This is a genomic window from Halorhodospira sp. 9621 (genome assembly GCF_022228055.1).
Classification (GTDB): Bacteria; Pseudomonadota; Gammaproteobacteria; order Nitrococcales; family Halorhodospiraceae; genus Halorhodospira; species Halorhodospira halophila_A.
The window spans coordinates 26301-38772 of sequence record NZ_JAJNRD010000009.1 but is presented as its reverse complement, the minus strand read 5'-3'; the positions used below and the strand labels follow the sequence as shown (position 1 = coordinate 38772).

The following is a 12472-nucleotide window of genomic DNA, read 5'->3' as shown; positions in this document are numbered from 1 at the left end:
CGGGGTACGGCAAAAGCCTCGCAAAGGCTCCCCGGAGAGTCAATTCAGACCGCGGGGGATCTTGGGGGAGCCAAAGCAGTAGCCCACAAACAGCAAGGGCGCGACCGAGGCCGCGCCCTTGCAGGTGGCTACATGCTTCTTAGACCCGGATGGGTTTAGAAGTAGTAGTCCATGGTCAGGTAGACCGCCTGGGTGGAATCGCGGTCGCCGGCGTCGCCATCGCCGGTGATGCCGTCGTCTTCACCGGTGATGTTATCCAGCTGCAGCTCGGCGTAGATCCAGCCCGGGCCGTAGTTGTAGCGGGTACCCAGGACCAGGTCGTAGGTGTCGTCCAGGTTGTCAAAATCGCTGTCCGGGGAACGGCCGGTGAGGTCGCCGTAGTGGTACCAATCACCCGCGTTGAACCCGGCGCTGAGCATCATGACTTGGCCGGAGCCCTGAGTCTCAAACCACTCGTCGTCATCGATGCCTGCGTTGTCGAGGCCACTATAGAACTCGTCAATATCCCCTTGGTCGTAATGGACCAGTTGGCCGGCGAGGTCCCAGGCGCCGACGGTGCCCTCGGTGTAGAGGCCCGCGGCCCAGTGGGTCTCGATCTCTTCGGCTGCCGTAATCTCGTTCCCGCTGTCGTCTTCGATGTTTTGGTTGGCCAGCTGACCGGCCTGGAGGGAGGCGCCGTAGCGGAAATCGCCCTGGGTGAAGCCAAGATCAGCAACCAGGGTGTTGATCTTGTGATAGGTGTCGTTGCTGCCCCAATGGCCCAGGGTGCCGTCGTCCAGCGAGGTGGTGTCGGTGCCCCAGTTCTGGCTCTTGATGTACATGAAGCTCATGTCCATCGGGTTGTTCACCGGGTCGAAGTCGAAGCGGATGCCCGGGTTGTACTGGTCACCGAAGCCGGAGGCCAGGCGCTCGCCGGGCCAGAAGTTGAAGCGGCTGTAGGTGAACGGGACCTCGGTCTTGCCGACGGTCATCGTCCACTCCTCGCCGTAATGGCGGCCGATGGCCAGCTCCTTGATGCCGATGACGTTGCGGTCTGCCGCCTGGTCAGCGTCCTCCCCGGCGCCGGAGACCTGGAAGCTGCCGGCGCCGAGGCGGACCTCACCGTCGAAGAACCAGTCACCGTGCTGATGATTGGCGTAGATGTTGAACGACTCGAAGTCGAGATCGCCGTAGCGATCCTCGCTAGCATCGCTGTCCACATCGTAGTTGTAGTTGAACCACGCCCCGAAGCCGACGACGTCGTCCAACGCCAGCGCCGAGGACATCGGCGTGGCCAGGGCCACGGCCGCACCGGAGAGGACCAGGCTCTTGGTCTTGTTGTTCATGGGTGCTCCCTCTTTTTGGCTCTCTATTGAATCGTGGTGCCCGAATACTTTCGCCGAAACGGCGGGGGCCCGGCAAGGGCCGGGCCCCGCGTCAGGCCGAGCGGATCAGTCGCGGGCGCAACGGATCCATTCGTCGACCAGATCGGCCTCCTCGTCGAGGAACTGCTCGACGGCCGCCTCGGTGCCTTCCTCGCGGCCGAGGAACATGTACTCGTTGAGCAGATCGATGTCGATGTTGATGCAGCTGGCGAACTCCGCCACCTCGGGGTGGTCCTCGGGGAAGCCCTCACGCGACATGGCGTTGATGTGCTCCGCGCCGCCGAGGCTGCCCTCCGGATCCTCCAGGTAGGCGAGGTTCCAGGCGCCGAACTTCCAGTGCGGGCTCCAGCCGGTGACCACGATGGCCTCGTCACGGCGGGCCGAACGGGCCAGCGAGGCGGTCATGGCGGAGTCGGAGGCCTCGACCAGGTTGTAGTCCAAGTCGTAGTCCTCGATCACGTCATGGGAGAGGCGGGTGAGACCGGCGCCCGGGTCGATGCCCTGGATCTGCCCGTCGAGGCGATCCTGCCACTCCGGATCCTTGAGGTCCTCGATGGAGGTCAGGCCCTCGTCGTAGAGGTACTGCGGGACGATCCAGCCCAGGGCGGCGTCGTCGTAGAGGACGCCCAGGTCGACGATGTCGTCGCCGAACTCCTCGATGTAGTCCTCGTGGGTGATCGGCTGCCAGGACATGAGCATCAGGTCGATGTCGCCCTGGGCGAGGCCGGTGTACTGCGGCGCGATGTCGGTCTGCACCAGCTCAACGTCGGTGTTGAACTCGCTGGTGATGACATCCTCGGCCATCCGCGTGATGAACTCGGCGTCGGCCCAGGCCGTCCAGCCGATGCGGATCTCGTCGGCGTTGGCCGCGGAGGCCATGCCGGCGGTGATGGCGGCGGTGGCCGCCGCGGTGGTCAGCTTGCGTCGCATGGTACCACTCCTCTGCTGCTTTCCCTCAGTCCGCCCCGCACCGGCCCCGGAGGGCCGGCCACGGGGCCGGGTTCATGTTCAGCCTTGGGCGGCCGGGCCCTGCTGGCGGTTGCCGAAGAACCAGCGCAGCAGCGCCCCGTAATCGCGCCCCTGGCCGTGCCGGCGCTCGCCGAAGCTCTGCGAGATGCGATCCAGCAGGATGGCCAGGAAGACCACGGCGAGGCCGCCCTCGAAGCCGAGCCCCACCTGCAGGCGCTGGATGCCGGTGAGCACCGTGCCACCCAAGCCACCGGCGCCGATCATGGAGGCGATGACCACCATGGACAAGGCCAGCATGATCGTCTGGTTGATGCCCTGCATGATCGACGGCATGGCCAGCGGCAGCTGGATCTTGACCAGCAGCTGTCGCGGTGTGCAGCCGAAGGCCTGGCCGGCCTCCACGTGCTCCTGGCTGACCTGGCGGATGCCGAGGTTGGTCAGGCGCACCGCCGGCGGCATGGCGAAGATCAGCGTGGCGATGGCCCCCGGCACGGTGCCCAGACCGAAGAAGATCGCCGCCGGGATCAGGTAGACGAAGGGCGGCATGGTCTGCATCAGGTCCAGGATGGGGCGGACCACCATCTCCACCCGGTCGCTGCGCGACATGGCCACACCGATGGGCAGGCCGATGATCAGCGCGGCAATGGAGGAGGCCACCACCAGCGACAGGGTGCGGATGGTCTCGGGCCAGAGCTCCATACTGAAGATCAGCGCCAGGGCGATGACGGCAAAGATGCCGAAGCGCCAGCCCACGCGCCAGAAGCTGACCAGGATCACCAACAGCGCCAGCACCCAGGGTGGCGGGTACCAGAGCAGCGCCTGGATGGCTTCGGAGAACAGCCCCATGCCGAACAGCGCCACGGCCACGCCGAGGGCGATCAGGCCGGCCTTGCGGCCCCACGTCCGCCAGGCGCCGACCACCAGGAAGAAGGCGGCGACCCAAAGCGGGTAGAGCAGGAGGAACTCGGTGGCGTCGACCAGGGCGCGGATGGCCCCCTCGATGCCGTCGAGCAGGGGCTCGAGGTTGTCGCTGATCCAGTCGACACCGTTTTCGATCCAGTCGCCGATGGTGATCCGGTCCAGCACGTTGTCGCTGAACCACTCGGCGGCCTGGTCGATCGGGCCGATGGTTTCGTGTTCCTCGATATCCGGTTGATCTTGCATGTCTGTCCCTTACGCCTGTTGGGTGCGATCAAGGGTGAGCAGCAGCTGGCTGCGCGAGAGGGTGCCGACGTAGTGCCCGTCGTCATCCACCACCACCAGCGGGTACTCGCTCTCGGCCGACGGCCCGAGCACGTCGGAGATCGCCGTGTCGGCCGCGATGGTCTGCACGCCACTGAGAAAGGCGTCGCCGTATTCGGTGCTGCCGCCGCTGCGGATGGCGTCGGTGAGGCTGTCGACGGAGACCAGCCCCTGGAAGCGGCGGTTGCGGTCGATGACCACGCCGATGTCGCTGGCGTAGTGCTTGAGCCGCTCGAGCGCGGCGCGCACGTCCACGCCGGGGCGCTGGATCACGGTGACCCGGCGGCGCTCGGCGATGTCGCCGGCGTTGTAGACCTGGCTGACGTCCACGCCGTAGAAGAAGGAGCGCACGTACTCGTTGGCCGGGTTGGAGACGATCTCCTCCGGCGTGCCGATCTGGACCACCTGACCGCCCTCCATGATGGCGATGCGGTCGCCGATGCGCATGGCCTCGTCCAGATCGTGGGAGATGAAGATGACCGTGCGGCTCTGCTCCTGCTGCAGACGGATCAGCTCATCCTGCATCTCGGTTCGGATCAGCGGGTCGAGGGCCGAGAAGGCCTCGTCCATGAGCAGGATGGAGGGGTCGGTGGCCAGGGCGCGGGCAAGGCCGACGCGCTGCTTCATGCCGCCGGAGAGTTCGTCGGGGTAGCTGTCGGCGTTGGCCGCCAGGCCGACGGCCTCGAGGGCCTGCAGGGCCTTCTCGCGTCGCTCCGCGGTGCCGTGCCCGGAGACGTCCAGGCCGAAGGCGGCATTCTCGGCGACGGTCTTGTGCGGGAGCAGGGCGAAGGACTGGAACACCATGGACATGTCGCGTCGGCGCATGTTGATGAGCTCCTGCTGGCTCATCGCCATGATGTCGTGGCCATCGACATAGATGTGGCCGTAGGTCGGGTCGATCAGGCGGTTGAACATCCGCACCATGGTCGACTTGCCGGAGCCCGACAGCCCCATGATGACGAAGACTTCACCCTCGTGGATGGTGAAGCTCGCTTCGCGCACGCCGACGGTGTTGCCGGTGCGCTGGAAGATGTCGTCCTTGTTGTAGCCCTGTTTGAGCAGCTCCATGGCCCGCTCGGGTTTCGGGCCGAAAATCTTGTAGAGGTCTTCTACGACGAGTTTTTCAGTCATGCTGATCCGTCGGTTTGAATGGAGCGTGGTGCAATCAATGCTAGGGGTGCGCGTGCCGCGGCCACTGGGGGATCAGTAGCTTGAACAAGGCCCGGGCCGGGCGACGGCTGGTGTGAAGCGAGCGCGTGTGCGCTGCCTTTTTGCTTGGTCATGCTTTTCAACTAGAACATGCCCAATGCACCCGTTGCAAGATCAGCATGTTAAAAAGCCCTCTTTCGGGTCCGGGAGCGGGGGGCGGCCGCGGCGCGGCGTTTGCGTCCACCCGCCGTATGCCTTATGCTTTCGCGTTCCAATCGTCACGGCGATTGGCGACTCAGGAGAGGTGTCCGAGCGGTCGAAGGAGCGCGCCTGGAAAGCGCGTGTACCGAAAGGTACCGAGGGTTCGAATCCCTCCCTCTCCGCCAGGCGATGGTGGCTGCACCGGTCCCCCCGCGACGAGTCGCTGTGAACCCCGTCAGGCCCGGAAGGGAGCAGCGGCAGCAGCGATCCTCGGGCGCCGGGGTGTGGCTGGTGTGGCTGCCTCCACCCAACCGGAGCCGCCGTCGGCATGACCTACCAAGCCCTTGCGCGCAAGTGGCGGCCACGCCGCTTCGAAGAGGTGGCCGGCCAGGAGCACGTCCTGCGCGCGCTGGCCAACGCCCTGGCCGATGGCCGTCTCCACCACGCCTACCTGTTCAGCGGCACCCGCGGGGTCGGCAAGACCACCGTGGCGCGCATCCTCGCCAAGTGCCTGAACTGCGAGCAGGGCATCACCGCCGAGCCCTGCGGCACCTGTGACAGCTGCCGCGAGCTGGACGCCGGGCGCTTCGTCGACCTGATCGAAGTCGACGCCGCCTCGCGGACCAAGGTCGAAGATACCCGCGAGCTTCTGGACAACGTCCAGTACGCGCCCACCCGCGGGCGGTTCAAGATCTACCTCATCGACGAGGTCCACATGCTCTCCAGCCACAGCTTCAACGCGCTGTTGAAGACGCTGGAGGAGCCCCCGGACCACGTGAAGTTCCTGCTGGCCACCACGGATCCGCAGAAGCTGCCGGTCACCGTCCTTTCGCGCTGCCTGCAGTTCCACCTGCGCCGTCTCTCCAGCACCCTGATCCGCGATCGGCTGCTGGGGCTGGCTGAGGAAGAGGGCGTGACGGTGGAGTCCGGCGCCGCCGCTCGCCTGGCCCGCGCCGCCGACGGCAGCCTGCGCGACGCCCTGAGCCTGCTCGACCAGGCGCTGGCCTTCGGCGAAGGGGCGGCCCGGGACGACGAGGTCGCGGCGATGCTCGGCGCCATCGAACGCGACCACGTGCTGGCGGTGCTCACCGCCCTGGCCGATGACGATGGCGCGGCGCTGATCGGTGCTGCCCGGCAGATGGCCGAGGCGGCGGCGGACTTCGACGAGGCCCTGGCCGAGCTGGTGGCCACGGTGCACAGCCTGGCCCTGGCGCAGCAGGTGCCCTCGGCCATCGGCGAGGACGAGCCCGAACGCGATCGGCTGCTGGCGCTGGCCGAGCGCATCGATGCCGAGGATCTGCAGCTCTACTACCAGATCGGCGTCAATGCCCGCCGCGATCTGCCCTACGCACCGGACCCGGCCACCGGCTTCGAGATGGCCCTGCTGCGCATGCACGCCTTCCGCCCCGCCGAGACGGCGCCGCGGATCAGCGCACCAGCGGGCAGTGGTGGGGCGGCGGCCGGCGGTGGGGCCGGCCCGTCTGTGGCGAACGCGCCGCCCTCGGGAGCGGGGTCGGGTGCGGCCGCGCCCCGGGATGGGGCTCCGGCGTCGGCGCCGCCCCCGGCTGAAGGCGCGGAGGCGGGTCCGCAGCCGGCCAGCGACGACGAGGAGGGCGCGGCGCGCTGGACGCGGATCGTCGGCGAGCTCGACGGGCCGCTGCGCATGCTTGCCGGACAGTGCGAGTGGGTCGGCCGCGAGGGGGAGCGTGTTATCCTGCGGCTGGACGAAAGCCACGAATACCTGAACAATGCCGAGCGGCGCGAGCGGCTGCAGACGGCGCTGGGGCGGGTCTTCGGCGAGGCGATCACCCTGCGCATCGACATCGGCCCGACCCGGTGGACGCCGGCGATGGCCGAACGGCAGCAGGCCCGCGAGCGCCAGGCCGACGCGGAGCGGGCCCTGGCCGCGGACCCCGGGCTGCAGGGGCTGTGCGAGGCCTTCGACGGCCAGCTCCACGGCGTGCGGCCGGCCGATGGCGAGAGCAATCATCCGTAAAGACGAGCATCGAGGTAGAAGGCGATGAAGGGCGGACTCGGCAATATCATGAAGCAGGCCCAGCAGTTGCAGGAGGACATGCAGAAGGCCCAGGAGGAGATCGCTGCCATGGAGGTCAGCGGCGAGGCCGGGGCGGGCATGGTTAAGGTGACCATGACCGGGCGCAACGAGGTGCGCAAGGTCGAGATCGACCCCTCGCTGTTCGAGGACGACCGGGAGATGGTCGAGGACCTGGTGGCGGCGGCGGTCAACGACGCCGTGCAGAAGGTCCAGCGCGAGAGCCAGGAGCGCATGTCCGGCATGGCCGAGGGCATGGGCCTGCCCCCGGGGATGAAGCTGCCGTTCTGATCGGCAGCCGATGAGCGTCTACTCGCCGCGGCTGCGCGAGCTGGTCGAGGGGCTGCGCCGTCTGCCCGGAGTGGGCGCCAAGACGGCGCAGCGCATGGCGCTGCATCTGCTCCAGCGCGACCGTGACGGTGCCCGGCAGCTTGCCGCTGCGCTGCAGGGGGCGGTGGAGGGCGTTGGCCACTGCCCCGATTGCGGGCTGCTGACCGAGGAAGAGCGCTGCGGGCTCTGTGCCAGCCCGCAGCGCCGTCGTACGCTGCTGTGCGTGGTCGAGAGCAGCGCCGACGTCTTTGCCCTCGAGCAGGCCACGGATTTCCAGGGGCTCTACTTCGTCCTCGGTGGGGCGCTGTCGCCGCTCGACGGCATCGGCCCGGAAGAGCTCGGGCTGGATCGGCTGCAGCAGCGGCTGGATGCCGGCGAGGTCGAAGAGATCATCCTCGCCACCAATCCCACCATCGAGGGCGAGGCCACCGCCCACTACGTCCAGAGCCTGGCCGCCGAGCGCGGGGTGCGCACCACGCGCATCGCCCACGGGGTGCCCATGGGCGGCGCGCTGGAGCAGGTGGACCAGGGGACCCTCTCTCACGCTTTCATGGGGCGGCGGGATTACGAGGGCTGAGCATCGGCCGGAAAAGGAGGCACCGATGACCGACTGTATCTTCTGCAAGATCGTCGCCGGGGAACTCCCCGCGGATATCGTCCACAGCGGCGAGCAGGTGATCGCCTTTCGGGATCTCCATCCCCAGGCGCCGACCCACATCCTGATCATCCCGCGGCGCCACGTGCCGACGCTGCACGATCTGACCGCCGACGACGGCGAACTGCTCAACGAGATGTTCACCGCCGCCCGCACCCTGGCCGAGCAGGAGGGCCTCAGCGAGCGCGGCTACCGCACCGTCTTCAACTGCAAGGACGAGGGCGGGCAGGAGATCCACCACCTGCACCTGCACCTGCTCGGTGGCCGGCAGATGACCTGGCCGCCGGGCTGAGCGCCGCGGCCGCCGCCGCGGGTCGTGGGCTACAGCTCGCCGAGGCGCTGGCCGCCGAGGGCGCAGAGCCGCCGAAACGCCTGGAAGCTCGGCTCGTCGAGGGCGTTGTCGATGCGGTGGCGGTCGGCGTAGACCATCCCCTGCGGGCGGCCGTTGGCGAACACCGCGGCGAGGAAGGCCGAACGGCCGTCGGCGAGGGCGTGCAGGGGCTGCGGCACGCGGTGCCGGATCCGCTCGTAGCGCTGCGGCGTCAGCCACACCGCCGAGGGCTTCGCCATCAGCTCCTGCAGGAGCGAGGGGCGGGCGAGGTCCACCCGAAAGCGGTGGAAGTTCGGGTCGCCGGCGGCGCCGAGGACGTACTGTCCGGCCAGGGTCTCGCCGTCCGGGAGCATCTGGGCGTAGAGCACGCGGCTCAGCCCCAGGCCGTCGTAGAGCCCGGTGAGGACCAGGTTGAGGATGCAGTCGCGGGGCGAGACGCGGCCCTGGCGGCGGCGCATCTGCGCCTCGGAGCGCGCGTAGTCGCGGTTCTCCAGTTCATGGCGCACCCGTTGGAAGACCTCGCGACGCGGCGCCAGGCAGACGCCGCCCTTGGCGGTGCCGTCGGAGAGGTAGGGGTTGTCGGAGGTCTCGCTGATCGGCGCGCGAGCCGGTTGTTCCGGCTCGTCCTCGTCCGTCTCGCCCAGCAGCGGGGCGAAGGTCACCGGTTTCCAGGGCAGCAGCTCGGCGGCCTCGGCGGCGCCGGCGGAGATCTCCGCCCGGGTGGCCTCGTCGTCGAGTTCGAGTAGCTCGGCGAGGGCGTCGAGCAGCGGCGGCATCTCCGGGTGGTGCCAGCCCTGGCGGGCCAGGGCGGACAGCCGGGTGGCCAGGCCCACCGCCCAGCTGCGCGGCGAGCGCGTGTCGGCGGCCAGCGCCTCGCTGGATTCGGCCACCAGGGCGGGCAGCTGCCACTGCTGGGCCAGGGCCAGGTTGAGTTCGCCCAGGGAGAAGCCCAGGGCGACGTACTCCGCCTCGGAGGCGTAGGCGGGCTCCGGGGCCATCTCGTGGATGGTGCGCATCACCCGGCCCTCGTCGTGGCTCCACATGACCAGCTCGGCGCTGTGGCGCAGCATCGCGGCGGTGTAGACCTCGTTGGGCAGCAGATCGGCGAGCTGCCACGCCCAGCGCCGGGCCTGGCAGGCGGCGTGGATGGCCCGCTCGCAGGTGAACAGGTAACCGCGGTAGTTGACCCGGGTCAGGGCCGATTCGGCGCGGGGTAGCCCGTCGGCCACAGCGCGGACGTTGCGCACCCCGCGCAGGAGCACGGCCTCTTCCATGCTGTGCACGCCGGAGTCCAGGTGGCGCGAGGCGTGGGTATTGACGTCGCGGATCAGCCCGAGGACCAGGGCCGGGTCCACGTAGATCTGCGCGGCCAGATCGCGCGGCGGCAGCTCATAGTCCAGCGTGTGCCGGGGCAGGCGCGGCAGCCGCGGCTCGCCGATGGCCGCAACCCAGTCCTCCAGACGCCGCTGCGGGGATTCGGGATCCTTGTTCATGGCGTCATTGTAGGGCCCCTGAACGGCTCCGGGAATGGAAAGGGCGCTGCCCCGACAGGGTTGATCGGTTAGACTGGCGGCCACGGATCCTCCAGCCAGCAGCCACAGGGGGGCAGGCAGGCACACATGCTGGTTATCATTGGCGCTGCCATCGCATTCTTCTCGGTGATCGTCGGCTACGCCGCCCACGGCGGCCCGCTGGCCATCCTCTGGCAGCCGTACGAGTTCCTGATTATCTTCGGCGCGGCCATCGGCGGCTTCCTGATCGCCAATCCGCTGAAGGTCATCAAGCGGGTGTTGAGCACCATCCCCAAGATCCCCGGCGGAGCGCCCTACGGGCGCGAGCACTACATGGATCTGCTCGCGCTGCTCTACGAGATCTTCCAGCGCGCCCAGCGCGACGGGCTGCTCTCCATCGAGGACGATGTGGACAACCCCCACGAGAGCGAGTTGTTCAAGTCCTACCCGCGCATCCTCAACGACCACGTGGCCCTGGAGTTCCTCTGCGACTACCTCCGTCTCATGGTGGGGGGCAACATGAACCCCTTCGAGATGGAGAACCTCATGGACGTGGAGATCGAGTCCCACCACAAGGAGGCGTCGCACCCGGCGGCCGCGGTGAACAAGGTGGCCGACGCCATGCCCGGGTTCGGCATCATCGCCGCGCTGCTCGGCGTGGTCATCGCCCTCGGTTCTTTGGACGAGGACGTGATGACCATCGGCGGGTTGGTGGCCTCGGCGCTGGTCGGCACCTTCACCGGCATCTTCGCCGGTTACGCCTTCGTCGGCCCGCTGGGCCAGGCCATGGAGCACCGGGCGCAGGAGCAGACCAAGTTCCTGGAGACCATCAAGCTGACCCTTTTGGCCGTGCTCAACGGCTACAAGCCGGTGGTGGCGGTGGAGTTCGGCCGCAAGGCGATGTTCGAGGCGGAGCGACCGACCTTCTTCGAGCTCGAGGAGCACGTGAAGATGCAGGCCGCCCGCAGTCAGGACGCTTAAGGGCAGCCCCGGGGCATGGTCGAGGAGAACAAGACCCGCCCGGTCGTCATCAAGAAGGTGGCGAAGCACGGCGAGGAGCACCACGGCGGCTCGTGGAAGATCGCCTTCGCCGACTTCATGACGGCGATGTTCGCCATCTTCCTGGTCCTTTGGCTGTTGCTCGCCCTGGACGATGATCAGCGCAAGGGCATCGGCCAGTACTTCCGGGATCCGCAGGCGGCCCATCCGCCGGCGGCCCGCGACGTGATCGACTTTGAGGGCGAGCGCCGCGCGCCCATCGACCTGGAGGGCATGCCCCTGGGCGAGGGCGGGTTCATTCGGGCCGAGGAGATGCAGGATCTGGCCGAGCGCTTCCAGGATGCGGTGATGGACGACCCGGACCTGGCCGAGTACGCCGATCAGATCATGCTCGATATCACCGACGACGGTCTGCGCATCCAGCTGGTCGACCACGACGGTCGGCCGATGTTCGAACTCGGCAGCGCCGACCCCAAGGACCACACCGAGGAGATCCTCCGTGCCCTGGCCGGTGTGCTCGAGGAGGTGCCCAATCCGGTCTCGCTCTCCGGTCACACCGACGCCCGGCCGTTTGCCCGGGACGACTACGACAACTGGTCGCTGTCCACCGACCGGGCCCATTCCGCTCGGCAGACGCTGGTCGACGGGGGGCTGCCCGCGGGGCGCATCGGCCAGGTGGTCGGCTACGCCGATACCATCCCCGCCGACCCGGACGACCCCCGGGCCGACATCAACCGCCGCATCTCCGTCGTCCTGCTCAGCCGCGCGGCGGTGGCGAGCATCGCCGAGCGCGAGCGGCGCATGGACCCCGATGAGCACGCCCTGGATGCCCTGCCGCGCCGGCCGCGGGAGCTGCTGACCCCGGAGGAGCGGCGGATCGAGCAGGGGCTCGACGACGTCGACGAGACGGTCCCGGAGGTCGATGAGGATGAGGCGGCGGAGGCCGACGGCGAGGCCGAGGAGGCGCCGGACGACGACGGGGAGGAGGCGGGCCCCGAGGTGGAGATGCCCGACCTGGAGCCCCCGGCCGAGCCGGAGACCTGGTGACGCCCGGGCTCGGCGCCGATGCTAGACTGAACCACTCACGCGCAGGCGAGAGCACACGTATGGGTTTCTCTGAATGGAATCTGATCTGGATCGATCTTGAGATGACCGGTCTGGATCCGAGTCGCGACCGGATCATCGAGATCGCGGTGGTGGTCACCGACAGCAACCTCGACACGCTGGCCGAGGGGCCGGTGCTGGCCATCCACCAGGATCGATCCCTGCTCGATGGCATGGACGAGTGGAACACCCGACAGCACGGCCGCTCGGGGCTGACCGAGCGGGTGCGGGCCAGCACGGTGACCGAGGCGGAGGCCGAGGCGCAGGTGCTGGCATTCCTCAAGCAGCACGTGCCGCCGCGCACCTCGCCGATGTGCGGTAACAGCATCTGCCAGGACCGCCGTTTCCTGGCGCGCTGGATGCCGGATTTGGAGGCCTACTTCCACTACCGCCACATCGATGTCAGCACCCTCAAGGAACTGGCCCGGCGCTGGGCGCCGGAGGTGGCCGACGGGGTGCGCAAGTCCGGCAACCACCTGGCCCTGGACGATATACGCGACTCCATCAACGAGCTGCGCCACTACCGGCGCGAGTTCCTGCGCATGCCGGCCTGACGCCGGCGGG

12 protein-coding genes, 1 tRNA gene and 1 other RNA gene are annotated in these 12472 nt (G+C 68.4%); 9 read left to right on the top strand and 5 right to left on the bottom strand.

The window, feature by feature from the left end; all coding sequences use genetic code 11:
- Positions 1-155 precede the first annotated feature (155 nt).
- From LRF89_RS06275 to proV, 4 genes are all read right to left on the bottom strand, one after another.
- Positions 156-1325, bottom strand: coding sequence for a hypothetical protein (locus tag LRF89_RS06275; protein ID WP_238636767.1), 1170 nt, complete (start codon positions 1323-1325; stop codon positions 156-158).
- 105 nt (positions 1326-1430) lie between these two features.
- Positions 1431-2294: a glycine betaine ABC transporter substrate-binding protein gene (locus LRF89_RS06270; protein ID WP_238636766.1), complete on the bottom strand. Its 864-nt coding sequence runs from the start codon at positions 2292-2294 to the stop codon at positions 1431-1433.
- A gap of 78 nt (positions 2295-2372) precedes the next feature.
- Complete coding sequence (locus tag LRF89_RS06265; RefSeq protein WP_238633083.1) at positions 2373-3497, bottom strand: ABC transporter permease; 1125 nt, start codon at positions 3495-3497, stop codon at positions 2373-2375.
- Positions 3498-3506: 9 nt separating this feature from the next.
- Positions 3507-4706: a glycine betaine/L-proline ABC transporter ATP-binding protein ProV gene (gene proV / locus LRF89_RS06260; protein WP_201167981.1), complete on the bottom strand. Its 1200-nt coding sequence runs from the start codon at positions 4704-4706 to the stop codon at positions 3507-3509.
- 316 nt (positions 4707-5022) lie between these two features.
- On the opposite strand from proV, the gene LRF89_RS06255 reads away from it, so the two are divergent.
- From LRF89_RS06255 to LRF89_RS06230, 6 genes are all read left to right on the top strand, one after another.
- Positions 5023-5110 (top strand) — tRNA-Ser (locus tag LRF89_RS06255).
- Positions 5111-5124: 14 nt separating this feature from the next.
- An RNA gene (gene ffs, locus LRF89_RS06250) (signal recognition particle sRNA small type) lies at positions 5125-5222 on the top strand.
- A gap of 31 nt (positions 5223-5253) precedes the next feature.
- Positions 5254-6921, top strand: a complete 1668-nt coding sequence (gene dnaX / locus LRF89_RS06245; RefSeq protein ID WP_238636765.1) for a DNA polymerase III subunit gamma/tau — start codon at positions 5254-5256, stop codon at positions 6919-6921.
- A 24-nt stretch (positions 6922-6945) separates the two neighbouring features.
- Entirely contained in the window at positions 6946-7269 is a 324-nt protein-coding gene (locus LRF89_RS06240; RefSeq protein WP_201167975.1) for a YbaB/EbfC family nucleoid-associated protein, read from the top strand.
- Between the two features lie 10 nt (positions 7270-7279).
- Positions 7280-7885, top strand: a complete 606-nt coding sequence (gene recR, locus LRF89_RS06235) for a recombination mediator RecR (RefSeq protein ID WP_201242879.1) — start codon at positions 7280-7282, stop codon at positions 7883-7885.
- 25 nt (positions 7886-7910) lie between these two features.
- Positions 7911-8255, top strand: a complete 345-nt coding sequence (locus LRF89_RS06230; protein WP_238633086.1) for a histidine triad nucleotide-binding protein — start codon at positions 7911-7913, stop codon at positions 8253-8255.
- 29 nt (positions 8256-8284) lie between these two features.
- Here the strand turns inward: LRF89_RS06230 and LRF89_RS06225 are convergent, their stop codons facing one another.
- Positions 8285-9787 carry an HDOD domain-containing protein gene (locus tag LRF89_RS06225; protein ID WP_238636764.1) on the bottom strand — a complete coding sequence of 501 codons (1503 nt, stop codon included), beginning with the start codon at positions 9785-9787 and terminating at the stop codon, positions 8285-8287.
- A 126-nt stretch (positions 9788-9913) separates the two neighbouring features.
- Here LRF89_RS06225 and motA point away from each other — a divergent pair, with 126 nt between their 5' ends.
- From motA to orn, 3 genes are read left to right on the top strand one after another with little or no spacing between them, the layout of a single operon-like run.
- Positions 9914-10786 (top strand): flagellar motor stator protein MotA, encoded by an 873-nt coding sequence (gene motA, locus LRF89_RS06220; RefSeq protein WP_201242883.1) that lies wholly within the window; start codon positions 9914-9916, stop codon positions 10784-10786.
- Between the two features lie 15 nt (positions 10787-10801).
- Complete coding sequence (locus LRF89_RS06215; RefSeq protein WP_238636763.1) at positions 10802-11851, top strand: flagellar motor protein MotB; 1050 nt, start codon at positions 10802-10804, stop codon at positions 11849-11851.
- 59 nt (positions 11852-11910) lie between these two features.
- Positions 11911-12462: an oligoribonuclease gene (orn, locus tag LRF89_RS06210; protein ID WP_201242885.1), complete on the top strand. Its 552-nt coding sequence runs from the start codon at positions 11911-11913 to the stop codon at positions 12460-12462.
- Positions 12463-12472 lie beyond the last annotated feature (10 nt).